At 61.3% G+C, this 17,412-nt stretch carries 16 protein-coding genes; 10 read left to right on the plus strand and 6 right to left on the minus strand.

All coding sequences use genetic code 11. The annotated features are described in order from the left end of the window. Window positions 1–130: 130 nt before the first annotated feature. The 4 genes from FHT79_RS30455 to FHT79_RS30470 all read left to right on the plus strand — a co-directional run bounded on the left by FHT79_RS30455 (window position 131) and on the right by FHT79_RS30470 (window position 4,726). Window positions 131–598, plus strand: coding sequence for a hypothetical protein (locus FHT79_RS30455; protein ID WP_183904640.1), 468 nt, complete (start codon window positions 131–133; stop codon window positions 596–598). Window positions 599–604: 6 nt separating this feature from the next. Next, window positions 605–1,297 carry an ABC transporter ATP-binding protein gene (locus FHT79_RS30460; protein WP_047615849.1) on the plus strand — a complete coding sequence of 231 codons (693 nt, stop codon included), beginning with the start codon at window positions 605–607 and terminating at the stop codon, window positions 1,295–1,297. Then, the gene (locus tag FHT79_RS30465) at window positions 1,294–2,610 is read left to right on the plus strand and encodes an FtsX-like permease family protein (protein WP_183904641.1); all 1,317 of its coding nucleotides are present in this window, start codon (window positions 1,294–1,296) and stop codon (window positions 2,608–2,610) included. Before FHT79_RS30460 ends, FHT79_RS30465 begins: the two co-directional genes overlap by 4 nt. A 229-nt stretch (window positions 2,611–2,839) precedes the next feature. Continuing rightward, on the plus strand, window positions 2,840–4,726 hold the full coding sequence (locus FHT79_RS30470; protein ID WP_132574450.1) for an MFS transporter: 1,887 nt from the start codon (window positions 2,840–2,842) through the stop codon (window positions 4,724–4,726). A 43-nt stretch (window positions 4,727–4,769) separates the two neighbouring features. Here the strand turns inward: FHT79_RS30470 and lpxE are convergent, their stop codons facing one another. Next, window positions 4,770–5,522, minus strand: coding sequence for a lipid A 1-phosphatase LpxE (gene lpxE, locus FHT79_RS30475; protein ID WP_183904642.1), 753 nt, complete (start codon window positions 5,520–5,522; stop codon window positions 4,770–4,772). A 277-nt stretch (window positions 5,523–5,799) separates the two neighbouring features. Beyond that, window positions 5,800–6,912: a 3-isopropylmalate dehydrogenase gene (gene leuB, locus FHT79_RS30480; protein ID WP_183904643.1), complete on the minus strand. Its 1,113-nt coding sequence runs from the start codon at window positions 6,910–6,912 to the stop codon at window positions 5,800–5,802. 171 nt (window positions 6,913–7,083) lie between these two features. Between leuB and FHT79_RS30485 the strand changes: the two genes are divergently transcribed. Further along, the gene (locus tag FHT79_RS30485; RefSeq protein ID WP_183904644.1) at window positions 7,084–8,016 is read left to right on the plus strand and encodes a pyridoxal-phosphate dependent enzyme; all 933 of its coding nucleotides are present in this window, start codon (window positions 7,084–7,086) and stop codon (window positions 8,014–8,016) included. 73 nt (window positions 8,017–8,089) lie between these two features. Here the strand turns inward: FHT79_RS30485 and leuD are convergent, their stop codons facing one another. The 3 genes from leuD to FHT79_RS30500 all read right to left on the minus strand — a co-directional run bounded on the left by leuD (window position 8,090) and on the right by FHT79_RS30500 (window position 9,612). Next, the gene (leuD, locus tag FHT79_RS30490) at window positions 8,090–8,698 is read right to left on the minus strand and encodes a 3-isopropylmalate dehydratase small subunit (protein WP_047615835.1); all 609 of its coding nucleotides are present in this window, start codon (window positions 8,696–8,698) and stop codon (window positions 8,090–8,092) included. A gap of 134 nt (window positions 8,699–8,832) precedes the next feature. Next, entirely contained in the window at window positions 8,833–9,252 is a 420-nt protein-coding gene (locus FHT79_RS30495; RefSeq protein WP_063473864.1) for a glyoxalase/bleomycin resistance/extradiol dioxygenase family protein, read from the minus strand. A 126-nt stretch (window positions 9,253–9,378) separates the two neighbouring features. Next, window positions 9,379–9,612 carry a hypothetical protein gene (locus tag FHT79_RS30500; protein ID WP_047615832.1) on the minus strand — a complete coding sequence of 78 codons (234 nt, stop codon included), beginning with the start codon at window positions 9,610–9,612 and terminating at the stop codon, window positions 9,379–9,381. A 138-nt stretch (window positions 9,613–9,750) separates the two neighbouring features. Here FHT79_RS30500 and FHT79_RS30505 point away from each other — a divergent pair, with 138 nt between their 5' ends. Next, the gene (locus tag FHT79_RS30505) at window positions 9,751–10,665 is read left to right on the plus strand and encodes a CoA ester lyase (protein ID WP_183904645.1); all 915 of its coding nucleotides are present in this window, start codon (window positions 9,751–9,753) and stop codon (window positions 10,663–10,665) included. Continuing rightward, window positions 10,665–10,871, plus strand: a complete 207-nt coding sequence (locus FHT79_RS30510; protein ID WP_017962591.1) for a DUF1737 domain-containing protein — start codon at window positions 10,665–10,667, stop codon at window positions 10,869–10,871. The genes FHT79_RS30505 and FHT79_RS30510 overlap by 1 nt, the downstream gene beginning before the upstream one ends. Window positions 10,872–10,893: 22 nt before the next feature. Here FHT79_RS30510 and FHT79_RS30515 read toward each other — a convergent pair whose 3' ends face one another. Next, window positions 10,894–11,331: a metallopeptidase family protein gene (locus tag FHT79_RS30515; protein ID WP_028759144.1), complete on the minus strand. Its 438-nt coding sequence runs from the start codon at window positions 11,329–11,331 to the stop codon at window positions 10,894–10,896. 161 nt (window positions 11,332–11,492) lie between these two features. Between FHT79_RS30515 and FHT79_RS32335 the strand changes: the two genes are divergently transcribed. The 3 genes from FHT79_RS32335 to FHT79_RS30530 are packed head-to-tail and all read left to right on the plus strand — an operon-like array spanning window position 11,493 to window position 17,354. After that, the gene (locus tag FHT79_RS32335) at window positions 11,493–12,437 is read left to right on the plus strand and encodes a hypothetical protein (protein ID WP_183904646.1); all 945 of its coding nucleotides are present in this window, start codon (window positions 11,493–11,495) and stop codon (window positions 12,435–12,437) included. Window positions 12,438–12,447: 10 nt separating this feature from the next. Beyond that, window positions 12,448–13,893, plus strand: coding sequence for a DNA polymerase Y family protein (locus FHT79_RS30525; protein WP_125853663.1), 1,446 nt, complete (start codon window positions 12,448–12,450; stop codon window positions 13,891–13,893). Continuing rightward, window positions 13,890–17,354, plus strand: a complete 3,465-nt coding sequence (locus tag FHT79_RS30530; protein WP_183904647.1) for an error-prone DNA polymerase — start codon at window positions 13,890–13,892, stop codon at window positions 17,352–17,354. Before FHT79_RS30525 ends, FHT79_RS30530 begins: the two co-directional genes overlap by 4 nt. Window positions 17,355–17,412 lie beyond the last annotated feature (58 nt).

Genomic DNA, 17,412 nt, shown 5'->3' on the forward strand with positions numbered 1-17,412 from the left:
CAGCGCCGCGCGTCTTTCAGACGCGCAAAAGGACGCTGCAACACTTTGAAGCTAGAATCGTGCTTTTCCGAAAATCGTTCCGATTTTCGGGCCGATGCTAACGGCCGGGACTTCATTCTTGGAGATCGCCATGGAAAAACTCCCTTCGCGGCATCTCAGCCGCCGCGGCCTGATCGGGGCCATCGGTACGCTGGCTTTCGCGGCTGTGGTTCGCCCGGGTTTTGCTGCGGATTTCTCGATCAGCTTCGCTGAGCTCTACGGCAAGTTCGGCGTGCTCGGCCTCGAATTCTCCGACAAGGTGAAGCGCCTTGCCGGCAAAGATGTCAGCATGAAAGGTTTCATGGCGCCGCCCTTGAAAGCCGAAGCCCAGTTCTTCGTGCTCACCGAAGTGCCCATGTCGCTCTGCCCCTTCTGCTCCTCGGATACGGACTGGCCGGACAATATCGTCGTCGTCTATCTCTTGGAGAAACAAACCTTCGTGCAGCCGCGCCAGACGATCGAAGTGCGCGGCATGCTGGAATATGATTCCTGGACGGATCCGGACACCGGCTTCGTCAGCCTGCTGCGTATCCGCCAGGCGGAATATTCCGCCGTCTGAACCGATATGCTCGCTCTCAATATCGAAAACCTTTCCGTTGTCTTCCCTGGCCTGTCCTCGCCGGCGCTGGCGATCGGCCACCTGTCGATCGCTGCCGGCAGCAGGGTCGCCATTACAGGGGCGTCCGGCTCCGGCAAGAGCACCTTCGTCAATATCGTTGCCGGGCTGGAGCGGACACGGCAAGGCCGCATCCGCTGGAACGGCGAGGATATCGCGGGTTTTTCAGAAAGCCGGCGCGACCGGTTCCGTGCCGCCAATATCGGCCTGGTGATGCAGGAGTTTCATCTCTTTCCCGGCCTGTCGGCGCTGGAAAACGTGCTTCTGCCGGCGCGGCTTGCCGGCGCCGCCACGGCGGATATCATCGAGCGGGCGCATGCGCTTTTGAGCACGGTTGGTCTTTCCCGCCCCGGCCAGAAGATCGAAACCATGTCGCGCGGCGAGATGCAGCGGGTGGCGATCGGCCGGGCGCTGCTGCGCAAGCCCGGCGTCATCATCGCCGACGAACCGACCGCAAGCCTCGATGCCGAAAGCGGCGAGGCTGTCGGCGATCTCATTCTCGATCTTGCCATTGCCGAAGGCAGTACGCTGATCGTCGTTTCACACGATCAGCGCCTGGCCAGCCGCCTCGACCGTTGCATCACCTTCGGCTCCGGCCGGATCAGCGAAGATTCCACGGCAACGGCGGGAGAGGCTGCATGATCCGCTTCATCCTTTCCGATCTTCGTCGCCTCTGGGCGGGGTCGCTGGTGGTGGTGCTTTTGGTGGCGCTTGCGACCGCGCTTGGCGTTTCCGTCGTGCTGCAGGAACGGGCGCTTCGCCTCGGCAGCGCGCGCGCCGCCGACAAGTTCGATCTCGTCATCGGCGCAGGCGGCAGCGAGACGCAGCTGGTGCTGTCTTCCGTCTTCCTGCAGGCCTCGCCTTTGCCGCTCATGCCGGGCGAGATGCTGGGCAGGCTTGCCGCCGATCCGCGTGTCGACTGGGCCGCGCCGATCGGCTTCGGCGATTCCTTCTCCGGCTATCCGATCGTCGGCACGACGACCATGCTGGCGCAAAACCTGTCCGGCGGCTTGATCGAGGGCAAGATTTTCGCGCACGAGGGCGAGGCGCTGATCGGCTCCGCCGTCAAACTGTCGCTCGGCGGCGAGATCAAGCCGATGCACGGTTTGCCGGAAGAGGGCGGCGAGACCCACATCGAACTCGTCTATCATATCGCCGGCCGCCTGCGGCCGACGGGTACCGCCTGGGACCGGGCCATTCTCGTTCCGATCCAGGCCGTCTGGCATATCCATGGCCTGGCGGCGGAGGAACATGCGGAGGAAGGGGCCGAGAGCGAGCACGAGCATGAAGCGGCGTCCGGCACGGGGATGGCTGAACATGGCCACGAGCATGAGGAAGCCGGCGAGCATCACGATGGACATGAGCATCACGGCAGGCTCGATCCGGATGCCGCACTCGACGAGCGCTGGACTGCCGACGCTCCCGGCCTTCCCGCCATTCTCGTCAAGCCGAAGACGATCGCCGATGCCTACAAGCTGCGGCAGGAATATCGCAGCGGCGATACCGTCGCCGTTTTTCCCGGCGAGGTGTTGACCAATCTCTACGCCACGCTCGGCGACGCCAAGCAGATCCTCGTCGCGGTCGCCTCCGGAGCGCAAGCTCTCGTCGCGGCCTCGCTGGTGCTGGTCACTGTCATCCATATCGGCCAGCGCCGCCGCCAGATCGGCGCGCTGAGGGCCTTCGGCGCGCCGCGAGGGGCGATTTTCGGCATTGTCTGGCTGGAATTCTTCTTCCTGGTGGCAGTCGGCATCGGGCTCGGATTCGCCCTCGGTTATGCTGCGGCCCTCCTCTTGTCCGGCATGTTCTCCGAGACGAGCGGGATCACCATGCCGGTCGTCTTCGCCCGTGAAGATGCCGGGCTTGCGGCGGTTCTGCTTGCCTTTGCCACAATTCTCGCGGCGCTGCCGGCAGTGCTCGCCTATCGGCAATCGCCGGCGCAGGCGCTGAGAGCGTAACGGATCCACGTTGCAAAATTGCAGTGAAACCTCCGGCGGCGTCACAGCGGCGGAGGGCTCGATCTGCATGACGCAGCGCAATATCATTAGACTAAAGTCATAATCCCAAAGCATCTCTCTTTTTGATCTGCCGTTTCTGGCACACTCCCGTCGGGCGTGTCGCGGCCAGGGGTCTGCTTTGAGGAGAGTAGGTCGCGCGCGTTGCTCATCACTCTGTGGAGGACAGACAATGGCAAATGTCGCAAGCATCGACGGCGCGAAGGCCGGTCCGATGACCGGCGAGGAGAAGAAGGTCATCTTCGCCTCTTCGCTCGGCACCGTTTTCGAATGGTATGATTTCTATCTCTACGGTTCGCTCGCCACCTATATCGGCGCGACCTATTTCACCCAGTATCCCGAGGCCACGCGCAACATCTTCACGCTGCTCGCCTTTGCCGCCGGCTTCCTGGTGCGCCCCTTCGGCGCGCTGGTGTTCGGCCGTCTCGGCGATCTCGTTGGCCGCAAGTATACCTTCCTGATGACGATCATGATCATGGGTCTGTCGACCTTCCTCGTCGGCATCCTGCCGGGTGCGGCCACCATCGGCATCGCAGCCCCGATCATCCTGATCGCGTTGCGTCTGCTGCAGGGCTTGGCGCTTGGCGGTGAATATGGCGGTGCGGCAACCTATGTCGCCGAACATGCGCCGAACGGGCGCCGCGGCTATTTCACCTCATGGATCCAGACGACGGCGACGCTCGGCCTGTTCCTGTCGCTGATCGTCATCGTCCTGGTTCAATATCTGATGGGTGCGGCTGAGTTCGCCGCCTGGGGCTGGCGCATTCCGTTCCTGGTGTCGGTCGTCCTGCTCGGCATCTCCGTCTGGATCCGCCTGAAGATGAACGAATCGCCGGCGTTCCAGCGCATGAAGGCGGAAGGCAAGGGCTCCAAGGCGCCGCTGACCGAAGCCTTCGGGACATGGAAAAATGCCAAGATCGCGATCATCGCGCTTCTCGGCGCCACAATGGGCCAGGCGGTCGTCTGGTACGGCGGCCAGTTCTATGCGCTGTTCTTCCTGCAGAACGTGCTGAAGGTGGACCTGTTCTCGGCCAATGTCATGGTCGCGATCGCACTTCTCCTCGGCACGCCGTTCTTCGTCATCTTCGGTGGCCTCTCCGACAAGATCGGCCGCAAGCCGATCATCATGGCAGGCCTTCTCATCGCGGCGGTGACGTATAATCCGCTGTTCAAGGCGATGACCTGGACGGCCAATCCGGCGCTTGCCGAAGCGCAGGCTTCGATCCGGGCAACGGTCACGGCTGATCCGGCGGATTGCCGGTTCCAGTTCAACCCGACCGGCACGGCGAAGTTCACCAGTTCCTGCGACGTGGCGACGGCATTCCTGACCAGAAATTCGGTGCCTTATGATGTCGTGCCGGGTCCAGCCGGACAGCCGGCAACGGTGAAGGTCGGCAACGCGACGATCCCGAGCTTTGACGTCGTCGCTGCCGGCGACAAGGCAAAGGGCATGACCGCCGCCTTCGAAAAGGGCGTCAACATCGCGCTTCACGATGCCGGCTATCCGCTGAACCGCGGCGCCGCCAAGGTGGCGGATGCCAAGCTCGATGCCTTCATCGCCGCCAATCCGGAACTGTCGCTCAATGCCGATGCCGTGCGCGCCGGTACGAAGGAAACCGTGCCGGCCGCCAAGCTGGTCGAGACCAAGCTGCTGACGGCGGATGAGGCCAATGGCGTCACCGACATGGCGGTCTACAACATCGCCAATGGCGGCACTTTCGCCATGACCGCCGATCCCGCCCGCGTCAACTGGATCGGTACGATCGCCATCCTGTTCATCCTCGTCCTCTATGTGACGATGGTCTACGGGCCGATCGCCGCACTTCTGGTCGAGCTCTTCCCGACCCGCATCCGCTATACCGGCATGTCGCTACCCTATCACATCGGTAACGGCTGGTTCGGCGGCCTGCTGCCGGCGACGGCCTTCGCGATGAGCGCTGCCGCGGGCGATATATACTACGGTCTCTGGTACCCGATCGTCTTTGCGACGATCACGCTGGTGATCGGCCTGATCTTCCTGCCGGAAACGAAGAACAGGGATATCCACGCAATGGATTGAGCGGTTGGCTGAGCCGCGTTCCGCTTGAGAAAAGGCCCGGCGCTCACATGGCGCCGGGTTTTTTCGTGTCAGAGAACAGGCGCTTGGCGATTGGCCAGCCATCCGGCGCCAGTGTGAAGAGCAGACCACAGCGGGCGAAGACGATCGCCGTCAGCAGCGAGAACCAGGCGCCGAAGGCAAGGCCGGCGATGACATCGCTCGGATAATGGGCGCCGACCATGACACGCGTCATGCCGAGCCAGATGGCGCAGGCGATAAAGGCGACGCGGTAGCGCGGAAACAGCAGCGCGAATGCGGCGAAGAAAGCGCCGACCGTTGTGGAATGGCCGGATGGAAAACTTTCGAAAGCGGCATGGCCTGAAAAAGGCGTGAAGGAAAACATGCCGTAATCGTGGAAATGATCGGGACGTGCCCTGCCGATCGCTCGTTTCAGCAGATTGGCGAGAAGCCCGGAGAAGATGACCGTGATGAAGAGATAGGCGCCGATCCAGCTGACATAGAGCGCCTGCGCCTTGGAGCGCGCCGTCTTGACAAGCTTGTAACCCGCCCGCCCCTGAAAGAACAGCAGGATGCTGGTGTAGATCAGCCAGGCGGAATCGCCGAAACCGGTCAGCATCTGGCCGAGCTGCTTCACCGGTGCAGGAACTTCGCTGGCGCCGATCGGCGCATCGAAGAGCAGCATGGAGAGGATGACGGCATTGAGCGTGATGAAGAGGCATGCCTGCCAGCGCAAAGGCGGCATGCCGGCGCTGCTCCGGCGCCAGCGCCTGTCCAGGGAAGCCCAAAATGCCCGCATGCCGTCGTCCATTCGAATTTTGTCCTGGAGCGCCGCCATATCCTACAGGACGCGCTAAGGACGTTTTATCACTTGAATTGGCGCATAATGCTTGCCGAATATCGCTTCCGATTTCGAGGTCATGCGCTCGTTAAAATCCGGCGCAAAAATACACGAGATTGTGGCCGAGAATAGTCCGGTTGGGATAATTCGACCAAGCCGATGCGGCTCGCGCTCCTGAGAGAAAAAGCCCTCCGCATGCATCATGCGAAGGGCCGGAACTGTTTCACGTGAAATATCAGGCGGAAAGCGGCTTGAACTCGGCCAGGATCGCATCACCCATCTCGACGGTGCCGACCTGCCTTGCGCCATCGGCCATGATGTCACCGGTGCGGATGCCCTTGTCGAGCACGTTGGCGATCGCCTTTTCCAGGTCGTCGGCTTCCTTCACCAGGTTGAAGGAGTAACGCAAGCACATGGCGAAGGAGGCGATCATGGCGATCGGATTGGCGATGCCCTTGCCGGCGATGTCGGGAGCCGAGCCGTGCACCGGCTCGTAGAGCGCCTTGCGCTTGCCGGTCTTGCCGTCAGGCGCGCCAAGCGAGGCCGACGGCAGCATGCCGAGCGAACCGGTCAGCATGGCGGCGACGTCGGAGAGCATGTCGCCAAAGAGGTTGTCGGTGACAATGACGTCGAACTGCTTGGGCTGGCGCACCAGCTGCATGCCGCCGGCATCGGCCAGCATGTGTTCGAGCTGGACGTCGGAATATTTCGCCTTGTGCGTCTCGGTCACCACCTGGTTCCAGAGCACGCCCGACTTCATGACGTTGCGCTTTTCCATGGAGCAGACGCGGTTCTGCCGGGTGCGGGCCATTTCGAAGGCGACGCCGGCGATGCGCTCGATCTCGTAGGTATCGTAGACCTGCGTGTCGATGCCGCGCTTCTGGCCGTTGCCGAGGTCGATGATCTCCTTCGGCTCGCCGAAATAGACGCCGCCCGTCAGCTCGCGGATGATCAGGATATCGAGGCCTTCGACCAGCTCCGGCTTCAGCGACGAGGCTGACGCCAGGGCCGGATAGCAGATGGCGGGACGCAGGTTTGCGAAGAGCTGCAGATCCTTGCGCAGGCGCAGCAGGCCGGCTTCCGGACGCACTTCGTAAGGCACGCTATCCCATTTCGGGCCACCGACGGCGCCGAAGAGAACCGCATCGGCGGCAAGTGCCTTCTGCATGTCGGCTTCCGAGATCGCCGCGCCATGCGCATCATAGGCAGAGCCGCCGACAAGGCCCTCGTCGATGACGAAACCGGCGTTCATCGCCTCGTTCATATAGGCGATGATCTTGCGGACCTCACCCATGGCCTCGGGACCGATGCCGTCACCCGGCAGCAGGAAAAGATTGCGCGCTGTCATGAAACCCTCCTGGGAAAAACAAGTTGCGGCTTCTTAGACCCCGGAAATGGGCATTTCAAGCGAGAGGAGAGGTGAATCGGTACGCTTCGCTCTTCGCCGCGATGGTTGCTCCCGTGCCTGCAAACGGATTAGAACGGCGGGCCCACCCTTTTCTTTCCCTGGATGTTGCCCATGCCTTTCGCACCTCTCCATCTCGACACGCCCTTGGTTCAGACAGCATCCGGTTACAGCGCCAGCGGCAAACGGCTCTGGCTGAAGCTTGATGCGCTGCAGCCTTCCGGCAGCTTCAAGCTGCGCGGCGTCGGCAGGCTTTGCCAGCACGAGGTGGAAAATGGGGCGCGCGAGATCTTCTGTGCTTCCGGCGGCAATGCCGGGATTGCCGCGGCTTATGCCGGCCGGGCGCTCGGCGTACCGGTCACGATCGTCGTGCCGGAGACGACGGCGGCCGATGTGCGGCAGACGATTACCGCGACGGGCGCCAATGTCCTCGTCCATGGTTCGGTCTTCGACGAAGCCAATGCCCATGCCGTCGAACTCGCCCGGAGCCGCAAGGCGACCTATGTGCACCCCTTCGACCATCCGCTGCTGTGGGATGGCCATGCCACGCTGATCGACGAGGTGGTGGCGAAGGGTGCAAAATTCGATTGCGTCGTCACCAGCGTCGGTGGCGGCGGGCTGCTTGCCGGCATTGTCGCGGGGTTGCAGCGAAACGGGCTATCCGATGTGCCTGTCATCGCCGTCGAAACGGAAGGGGCGGCCTCGCTGAACGCCAGCCTCAAGGCGAATGAGCGTATCACCCTTCCCGCCATTACCTCGATTGCCACTTCGCTCGGGGCGCGGCAGGTGGCGCAGCATGTCTTCGACCTACCGAAGCAGCATCCGATCGAAAGTGTCGTCGTCAGCGACGCCGATGCCGTTGCCGCCTGCCTGAAATTCGCCGATGCGCAGCGCATTCTGGTCGAGCCGGCTTGCGGTGCCGCCCTTGCCGTTGCCGATGTGCATGCCGGGCTGCTTCAGCGCTTCGACAATCCTCTGATCGAAGTCTGCGGCGGCATCGGCGTATCGCTCGAAAAGCTCAGAGCTTGGAAAGAGAAGTTTCTCTGATCTGCGGCAATTCGGTACTGTAAAGAAAAAGCCGGGCGAAAGCCCGGCTTGATAGGCAATTATTGGATTGTGCTCAGGCCGCCCAAGGGTGCGAAGCGGCGTTCTTCTTTTCGAAACTGTCGATCGCCTTGCCCTTTTCGAGCGTCAGGCCGATATCGTCGAGGCCGTTCAGCAGGCAGTGGCGCTTGAACTCGTCGAGATCGAACTTGATCGAACCGCCATCGGGGCCGGTGATCTCGAGGCTCTCGAGGTCGACGGTCAGGATGGCGTTGGAGCCGCGCGAGGCGTCGTCCATCAGCTTGTCGAGATCGTCCTGGCTGACCTTGATCGGCAGGATGCCGTTCTTGAAGCAGTTGTTGTAGAAAATGTCGGCGAAGCTGGTCGAGATCACGCAGCGGATGCCGAAATCGAGAAGCGCCCAGGGCGCGTGCTCGCGCGACGAGCCGCAGCCGAAATTGTCGCCGGCAACGAGGATCTTGGCATCGCGATAGGCCGGCTTGTTGAGCACGAAATCCGGGTTTTCCGAGCCGTCCTCATTGTAGCGGGCTTCGGCGAAGAGGCCGGTGCCGAGGCCGGTGCGCTTGATCGTCTTCAGATAATCCTTCGGAATGATCATGTCGGTGTCGATGTTGACGACCGGCAGCGGCGCTGCAACGCCCGTGAGCTTCACGAATTTATCCATGATCCATGCTCCATTTCAGCAAATCTACTTTCTGAATTTGCATCTAGTCCAGTTTTTCGTCGAAATGAAGGAGAATCTTTCACAGATGGCGGCCACGCGACGTTTCGCGCGGCCCGCCGATTGCGCCGGTCCCCTTATTTGGACGGTGCGTTCAACCCCCAGAGGACGCCGAACGGATCACGAAGCTGGCCGTAGCGGTCACCCCAGAACATCAGTTCGACCGGCATGACGACTTCGGCGCCGGCCGCAACCGCGCGATCCCACCAGAAATCGATATCGTCGATAACCAGCTGGATGGCGAAGCCTTCGTGGCCTTTGAAGGGATGGCCGTATTCGGGATAGGCATCCGACAGCATGAGGGAGCTGCCGTTGATGTAGAGATGCACATGCATCGTTCTGCCGTTTTCGTCGACCGGCACGCGATAGGCCTCTTCGGCGCCGAAAGCCTTCGTGTAGAATTCCGCAGCTTTCACCGCGCCATTGACCGTCAGATAGGGCAGCAGGCCATTCTTGACCGGCGGCATCTTGGTCGGGTTGCTCTCTGTCGCATCCATGCTTGTCCTCCATTCGTTTTTAGCGCCGGCTGAATGCCTGGCTGCTTCAAGGACGTAGCATGGAAGCGTGATCCGACAGTGTCGGCCGAAATTTTTCAGCGAACGAAATCTTCAGTGAAAAGGTGATCAGAGATCGATGATCGTGCCGCGGCCGTCGTTCCACACCCGCATCTCCGGCTTACCGTTGTTTGCCTTGGCACGGATCGGAGCGGGCTTCATCTTCATCGACAGCGCGCGCCCGACCATGAGTACGGTCAGGATGCCGCCGACAGCAAGCGTCACCGAAAAGGTGAGAAGCAGCATGGCCACGAAAACGGTGGCGCCGGCAAGCATGAGGAAGATGGAGCGAATGTTCTGCATGGTTAGAGACCTTTCTTCGGAAAGGAATGTGGTCCTTCTCTTTCCTCTCTGCAAGGCAAGCATGGCTTTTTGTTGTTCTGCTGGATGTTCTGGGGCAGGTTGCTTGCTTCGGCTGTCAAAGCTTGGCACTAATTCGCCATGAGCCGAAACCCCGTGACCCCTCGCCTGCGCCGTTCGGTGCTGAGTGTGCCTGCCATCAACCCCCGCGCCCTCGAAAAGACCCATGCGGTCGATTGCGATGCAGTGATCTTCGATCTCGAGGATTCGGTGGCGCCGGAAAAGAAGGCGGAAGCGCGGGAAAACCTGAGGCGCTTTTTTTCGGATCGGCCGCTCCAAGGCAAGGAGCGGATCATCCGTATCAATGGCCTGTCATCCAATTTCGGCCTGGCCGATCTGGAGCTGGTGACGGCGCTTGGTCCCGATGCCGTTCTGCTGCCGAAGGTCGACGAGCCGCAGGATGTCACCGATATCGGCGACCTTCTCTCCGAGGTGGATGCGCCCGAAGATCTGCGCATCTGGGCGATGATCGAGACGCCGCGCGGCATCCTGAATGCGGCTGATATCGCCGAGGCCGGGCGCACGCCGGGCTCGCGGCTCGATTGTCTCGTCGTCGGGCTCAACGACCTGCGCAAGGAAACCGGCGTGCTGCCGCAGCCGGGACGGAGCTATCTCGTGCCGTGGCTGATGCAGGTCGTCCTTGCGGTCAGCGCCTACGGGCTCGATGCGATCGATAGCGTCTTCAACGATTTCAGGGACGAGCAGGGTTTCGATGCCGAATGCCAGCAGGGCCGGGCCATGGGCTTTACCGGCAAGATGCTGATCCATCCCGCGCAGATCGAGCCCGCCAATCGCCATTTCGGCCCGGATCCGGCCGCGATTGCGGAAGCGGAGGCGATCATATCAGCCTTTGCCGATCCCGCTTCCGAGGGGCTGAACGTCATCAATGCAGGCGGGCGGATGATCGAGCGGCTGCATCTTGTCCAGGCGGAAAGTCTGGTTCATAAAGCCCGCCTGATCGCAGCCCGCCAGGCTGCAGCACGAAAGACGATGTGATGAAACTCTACCGCTTCCTGACCGGTCCCGACGATGCTTCCTTCTGCCACAAGGTTACCGCCGCCCTCAACAAGGGCTGGTCGCTGGAGGGCTCGCCGACCTATGCCTTCAATGCCGCAACCGGCGCGATGCAGTGCGGCCAGGCCGTCGTCAAACATGTCGAAGGCAAGGATTACGATCCTGAGATGAAGCTCTCCGAGCAGTAGCGCGTTCTGCCAAACGCGCGGTTTAGCGCTCGGCGGCTTCCTCGGCGCTGGCCTCGATCCGCTCCATGTCATCGTCGCTCAGCCCGAAATGATGGCCGATCTCGTGGATCAGGACATGGGTGATGATATCGCCGAGCGTCTCATCGTTCTCAGCCCAGTAATCGAGGATGGGGCGGCGGTAGAGGCGGATGCGGTTCGGCATCTCGCCGGTTTCCACCGTGAAACGTTCGGAAATGCCCCTGCCCTCGAAAAGGCCGAGCAGGTCGAAAGGGGTTTCCAGCGCCATGTCCTCGAAAACGTCGTCATCGGGGAAATCCTCGATCTCGATCGTGAGGTTGGTCGTCAGCTGGCGGAATTCATCCGGCAGATGGCTGTAGGCCTCCATTGCCAGCGACTCGAAGGTGCTGATCGTCGGCGCATGGCGGTCCCGCCAATCATCGCTCTGGTCTCTGCGGGCCATGAATATTCCTTCCTTTGCGGGCCCATATAGAACCTTTATCGCCGATTTTCGAGTGCGGAATCAAAGGCAGGAATAAATTCATAGAGAATGGCCGTTGACTCTTCATTAGCTCTCTGGAATCTATAAGAACATAACAGGAACAAGACGGATTGGAGAACGCCATGGCGCAGCACGCCCTGGCGCGCGAGCGGCTTTTTGCGCTCCGCGAAACCATCGCCAGACTGGAGGGAAAGCCCGCGCCGGCGCTTGCCGCGGCGGAACGGGAAGCCGTGGCGGAAGGACGCAAGGCCCGCCAGGAGCGCACTCTGCCGCCCCTGCCGTTTGGAATAGAGTTCCTCGATGGGGCACTGGAAGGCGGCCTGCCGCTCGATGCGATCACCGAATTCCGCTCGGCTCTGTCTCGCGATGCCGGTGCGGCAAGCGGGCTGGCTATGGCTGTTGCCGCACGGCTGCAGAAACAGGAAGCGGATGCCGGCAGGTTTCTGCCGTTGCTCTGGATCGGCGATGCAATCGGCACGCTGGAGGCCGGCCGTCCCTATGCCCCCGGACTTCGGGATTTCGGACTGAGCCCGGAGCGGTTTCTCCACGCCGCGCCACGCAAGCTGGACGAGGCGCTCTGGCTGGTGGAGGCGGCGGTGGAAAGCGCTGCCTTCTCGGCCGTCATCTTCGAAGTGCGAGGCAATCCCGCCCATTTCGGGCTGACCGAAAGCCGCAGGCTCAGTCTTCGGGCGCGGGCTGCCCGCCATCCACTCTTTCTCGTGCGCCAGGCCGGAGCGGAGGAGGCAAGCAGTGCGGCTTTCCGTCTGCATGTCGAACCGGCCCCGGCCGGTCTACGGCCGTTGCCGGACGGATCGAGGCTTTCCGGCAGCATCGGCAATCCGATTTTCCGTCTCACGCTGGAGAAGAGCCGCAATCCGGCTCCGCTCTCCTTTCTTCTGGAGTGGAATCCCCATGAACGCGAATTTCTCCCTGTCGCCGAACCAAACCTCGTTCGTCCTCCAGGCGAACAGTCAGCGCATTCTGGCGCTCAGCTTCCCGCATCTGCCAACGGACCGCATCGCCCGCAAACGATGGGGGCTCTCCTGGCGTTCGAAAGGGCGTCCTGAGACGCCGCCTATCGTCTGTTCCGGCAAGCTCAACAATGCCATTCGGCTGACGGCACTGGACGAGTTGGCCGAGAGGCTGGGGTTGAGGAAGGATTTGGGCGTTGCCGAAGCGCGCGCCATGTATCCAATGCTCGAGGTCGCGGAAGAGGATCCGGCGGCCGACCGCCGGCTGCTGGAGGCAATTGCCGACTGGTGCGACCGTTATACGCCGCTGGTGGCATTCGACGGCAAGGACGGTCTGTTTCTCGACATTAGCGGCTGCGCCCATCTGTTCGGCGGTGAAAAGGCGCTTCTTCGGGATGTGCTGTCGCGGCTTTTTCATATGGGGTTCGATGCACGGGGCGCGATTTCATCATCGCCCGGCCTTTCCTGGGCGGTGTCCCGCTTCGGGCAGAGTGGCGTGATCGAGGACGAAGAGGCGGAACATGTGCTGGTGTCCTTGCCGGTTACAGCCTTGCGGCTGGAAGGACAAACCGTCGATGCTCTGAAGAAGCTCGGCCTGAAATATATCGGCGATGTCATCGATGCGCCGCGAGCGCCGCTAACCCGCCGGTTCGGGCCGGAACTGCTTCTGCGTCTCGACCAGGCGCTGGGGCATGAAGAAGAGCCGGTCTCTCCCCGGCGTCCTGTCGCCAGCCTCTCGGCCGAAAGCCGGCTGATGGAGCCCATCGGGACGGAAGAGCAGATCCTTGCCGTCACCAGGCAGGTCGCCATGTCGCTGCAGCCGTCGCTGGAGGCGCGGGGGGCTGGCGGGCGGGTGTTCGAACTGGTCCTGTTCCGCGTCGACGGCAGGGTCTTTCGTATCTCCGTCGGCGCTTCGCAGCCGCTGCGCGAACCAAAGCTCATTGCCGGGCTTTTTTCCGAGCGATTGCAGGCGGTCTATGATGATCTCGATGCCGGCTATGGTTTCGAGATCCTGCGGTTGAATGTGTTGCGGCACGATTCCTTCAACGAAGCGCAGGGGGATTTCGAGGGCGATCGTCAGGGAGAGATCTCGCTTTCTGTTTTCGTCGACCGGGTGTCGGCCCGGCTTGGTGCGGATTGCCTGCAAAGCTTCCAGCTTCGCGAGAGTCATGTGCCGGAACGCGCCGTCATCACGGTTCCTGTGATGGAGAGTCTTCCCAGGCGGAAGGTAGCGCGGGACATCCAACTTCCTTTCCGCGAAGAGCGCCCGTTGCGGCTCTTTGCAACGCCGGAGCCGGTCGAGATCATGATGGCCGAAGTGCCCGATGGTCCGCCGCAGATCTTCCGCTGGCGGCGCATGCAGCATCAGGTGGCAAGAAGCGAAGGGCCGGAACGGATTGCCATGGAGTGGTGGATCGATGGGGATGAGGCCGAGGCGCGTGACTATTTCCGCATTGAGGATGAGACCGGGCATCGCTTCTGGATCTATCGTCGTGGTTTTTATGGTCAGGAGCTTGACCCTCGCTGGTTCATGCACGGCGTGTTCGCATGACAACCGCACGGGCATTCTTCGAGGTCGGCACGAGAACGAATTTCTCGTTTCTCGAAGGCGCCTCCGGTCCGGAAGAGATGGTTGTGCAGGCCGCTTATTTGAAGCTCGGCGGTCTCGGGATTGCGGACCGCAATTCGGTTGCCGGCGTTGTGCGAGCGCATGCCCAGGCGGAGCAGCTTGAGGAGAGATACAAGAACAGGGATGAGATTCTGGCTGAGGCGAAGAAGAAGGGAAAAACAGAGGTCATTCTCGATCCTATCCGGGTTCAACCGGGCGCGCGTCTCGTCTTTTCCGACGGAACGCCTGATATCCTTGCCTATCCACAAAACCGGCGAGGCTGGGCAAACCTCTGCCGCCTTCTCAGCGCCGGCAATCTGAAGGAAGAAGCGGTCAAGGGAAGCTGCATCCTGACGGAAGCGGAGCTTGCGGAATGGGGGGACGAGATGATGCTCGCCCTCGTTCCCGACCGCAGTCTTGTCGATCATCAGGCGGGGCAGTCGACGCTGGACGATTATCTGGAGCGGCTTCGCAGGCGATTCCGCAAGGCCTTTTTCATGGCGCTGGCGCCAGCCTATGACGGCCGCGACAGGCAGGTCTTTGCGGTGCTTTCGATGCTGGCTGCCCGAAACCGCGTGCCGCTGATTGCCACCAACCAGCCGATTTACCACCATCGTGAACGCCGGCCGCTTTCGGATGTCGTGATCGCGATCCGGGAGCATGTGCAGATACCACAAGCCGGATTCCTGCTGGCGCCGAATGCCGAACGTTACCTCAAGGATTCACGTGAAATGGCCCGGATCTTCCGGGACTATCCTGATGCGATCGAAAATACGCAGACCTTTTTCGGCAAGCTGAGCTTTTCGCTGAAGGAACTGGAGCACAATTATCCGCCTGAAAACGATCCGGGCGAAACGCCGCAGGAGACCCTGGAAAGACTGACGAGAGCGGGCGCCGCAAGGCGTTATCCCGACGGTATCCCGCCCAAGGTGGCGCAACAGATCGATTATGAACTGAAACTCATTGGGGATAAGCAATATGCCTCCTACTTCCTGACGGTTCACAAGATCATCCAGCACGCCCGCTATGAACTTAAGGTCTTGTGCCAGGGGCGCGGATCGGCGGCAAACTCGGTCATCTGCTATTGTCTTGAGATAACGGAAGTCGATCCGCAGAAGAGCACGCTGCTCTTCGACCGCTTCATTTCGATGGATCGTGACGAACCGCCGGATATCGATGTCGATTTCGAGCATGATCGACGCGAAGAGGTCATCCAGTTCATCTACAAGAGATACGGCATAGAACATGCCGGACTGACGGCGGGGGTGACCACCTATCGGACCCGTTCGGCCGGCCGTGAGGTCGCCAAGGCCTTTGGGCTCTCGGAGGATGTTCAGTCGGCGATCAGCAGCCTCGTCTGGGGCTGGTCGGAGGACAATCTCTCCGAACGGGATGCCAAGGCGGCCGGCCTCGACATCAAGGATCCGGTGACGCAGAACGTGCTGAAATATGCGTCCGAGCTTCTCGGTTTCCCCCGCCACCTCACCCAGCATGTTGGCGGCTTCGTCATCACGCGGGACCGTCTCGACGAGGTGGTGCCGATCATGAAGACGGCGATGCCGGATCGCTACATGATCGAGTGGGACAAGGACGACCTCGACAATGTCAAGATCCTCAAGGTGGATGTGCTGGCGCTTGGCATGCTGACCTGCCTGCGGAAGGCCTTCTCGCTGCTTGAACTGCATTACGACGTGAAGAAGACGCTCGCAGACCTCGGCAACAAGGAGCATGGGGACGAAGGCGAGCCGGTTTACGAGATGATGGGCCGGGCCGATACGCTCGGCGTCTTCCAGATCGAAAGCCGGGCGCAGATGAGCATGCTGCCGCGTCTGAAGCCGAAGCTATTCTACGACCTCGTCATCGAGGTGGCGATCGTGCGGCCAGGACCGATCCAGGGCGATATGGTGCATCCCTATCTGAAGCGCCGGGAGCAGCAGGCCAAGAACATTCCGATCGAATATCCGAGCAAGGAGCTGGAAACGGTTCTGGAAAGAACCCTCGGCGTGCCCTTGTTCCAGGAACAGGCTATGCAGATCGCCATTACCGCCGCAGGCTTCAGACCGGCGGAAGCCGACAAGCTTCGCAGAGCGATGGCGACATTCAAGAGAACCGGGACGATCGGCAATTTCGAAAAGCGGTTCATCGAGGGAATGGTCTCAAAGGGCTATGCCCAGGAATTCGCGCAGCAGTGTTTCAACCAGATCAAAGGCTTCGGCGAATATGGCTTCCCCGAAAGCCACGCCGCCTCCTTCGCGCTGCTCGTCTATGCCTCCTCTTGGCTCAAGGCCTATTATCCCGATGTCTTCTGCGCGGCGATGCTGAACTCCCAGCCGATGGGGTTTTATGCGCCGGCGCAGCTGGTGCGGGATGCACGCGAGCACGGGGTAAGGATCCTGCCGGTCGATATCAATGAATCGGACTGGGATTGCGGACTGGAAGAAGCTGTCTTCGATCGGAATGCCGTCGATTTCCGGCATGAAAAGATGCGCACGATCATCAAGACCCGGCATGCGGTGCGACTGGGTTTTCGCCAGATCAAGGGCCTCTCGATAGACGATATGGAACGACTGGTCGGCAATCGAGGCGAAGGTTACAGTTCGGTGCGCGATCTCTGGCTGCGGTCCGGTCTGCAAAAATCCGTCATCGAACGGCTGGCGGATGCCGATGCGTTCCGGTCGATCGATCTGTCGCGGCGCGAAGCGCTCTGGGCGGTGCGGGCGCTGGATGTGAAGAGCGCAGCCGAGGAACTGCCGCTTTTCGAGCAGACCCGTCATATCGACCTCCAGATCGAACCTATGGCGAAGCTGCCGGACATGCTGCCGGGAGAACAGGTCATCGAGGACTATCGTTATCTCTCGTTGTCGCTGAAGGCGCATCCGGTCTCTTTCCTGCGGGAGGAGTTTCAAAGGACGGGCATCACGCGCAATGTCGATCTGTTGAAGATCGCCAGCGGAAAGCGGGTGACGATCGCCGGCCTCGTGCTGGTGCGCCAGCGACCGGGTTCGGCCAAAGGTGTGATCTTCATGACGCTGGAAGACGAAACCGGTGTGGCCAATGCGATCGTCTGGCCGAAAATGTTCGATAAATACCGATCGGTCGTGATGGGTGCTCGGCTGGTGAAAATCCGCGGCAGGCTGCAAAGCCAGAGCGGGGTGATCCATACCGTTGTCGAGCATATCGAGGATATGACGCCGGCGCTCGGGGTCCTGCAACGCGAGGCCCGGCGTTTCGGCGCCTGCGAACGGGCAGACGAAGTGCTGAGACCGGGGGGCGATCCGCGGCAGAAAAAGCTTGCGCATGCGCAGGAGAGGGTGGAGCTGGAAAAACGCATGGTTGCAACAGACCGCCATGCGGGCGCGGCGGCAACGGCTGAAGTGATGCCGCGCGGACGCAACTTCCATTAAAATAGCGTCACCCGATCAGGGCATGCGGCGCGTCTTCATCGGCCTTGTGGCGTCATCA

Origin of the sequence: Rhizobium sp. BK212, from assembly GCF_014197475.1 — a bacterium.
Lineage (GTDB): Bacteria > Pseudomonadota > Alphaproteobacteria > Rhizobiales > Rhizobiaceae > Rhizobium > Rhizobium anhuiense.

What these genes read in the sequence shown, in the direction of transcription:
- FHT79_RS30455 (WP_183904640.1), top strand. Translation starts at nt 131, where the DNA reads ATGGAAAAACTCCCTTCGCGGCATCTCAGCCGCCGCGGCCTGATCGGG.
- FHT79_RS30460 (WP_047615849.1), top strand. Translation starts at nt 605, where the DNA reads ATGCTCGCTCTCAATATCGAAAACCTTTCCGTTGTCTTCCCTGGCCTG.
- FHT79_RS30465 (WP_183904641.1), top strand. Translation starts at nt 1,294, where the DNA reads ATGATCCGCTTCATCCTTTCCGATCTTCGTCGCCTCTGGGCGGGGTCG.
- FHT79_RS30470 (WP_132574450.1), top strand. Translation starts at nt 2,840, where the DNA reads ATGGCAAATGTCGCAAGCATCGACGGCGCGAAGGCCGGTCCGATGACC.
- lpxE (WP_183904642.1), bottom strand. Translation starts at nt 5,522, where the DNA reads ATGCGGGCATTTTGGGCTTCCCTGGACAGGCGCTGGCGCCGGAGCAGC.
- leuB (WP_183904643.1), bottom strand. Translation starts at nt 6,912, where the DNA reads ATGACAGCGCGCAATCTTTTCCTGCTGCCGGGTGACGGCATCGGTCCC.
- FHT79_RS30485 (WP_183904644.1), top strand. Translation starts at nt 7,084, where the DNA reads ATGCCTTTCGCACCTCTCCATCTCGACACGCCCTTGGTTCAGACAGCA.
- leuD (WP_047615835.1), bottom strand. Translation starts at nt 8,698, where the DNA reads ATGGATAAATTCGTGAAGCTCACGGGCGTTGCAGCGCCGCTGCCGGTC.
- FHT79_RS30495 (WP_063473864.1), bottom strand. Translation starts at nt 9,252, where the DNA reads ATGGATGCGACAGAGAGCAACCCGACCAAGATGCCGCCGGTCAAGAAT.
- FHT79_RS30500 (WP_047615832.1), bottom strand. Translation starts at nt 9,612, where the DNA reads ATGCAGAACATTCGCTCCATCTTCCTCATGCTTGCCGGCGCCACCGTT.
- FHT79_RS30505 (WP_183904645.1), top strand. Translation starts at nt 9,751, where the DNA reads ATGAGCCGAAACCCCGTGACCCCTCGCCTGCGCCGTTCGGTGCTGAGT.
- FHT79_RS30510 (WP_017962591.1), top strand. Translation starts at nt 10,665, where the DNA reads ATGAAACTCTACCGCTTCCTGACCGGTCCCGACGATGCTTCCTTCTGC.
- FHT79_RS30515 (WP_028759144.1), bottom strand. Translation starts at nt 11,331, where the DNA reads ATGGCCCGCAGAGACCAGAGCGATGATTGGCGGGACCGCCATGCGCCG.
- FHT79_RS32335 (WP_183904646.1), top strand. Translation starts at nt 11,493, where the DNA reads ATGGCGCAGCACGCCCTGGCGCGCGAGCGGCTTTTTGCGCTCCGCGAA.
- FHT79_RS30530 (WP_183904647.1), top strand. Translation starts at nt 13,890, where the DNA reads ATGACAACCGCACGGGCATTCTTCGAGGTCGGCACGAGAACGAATTTC.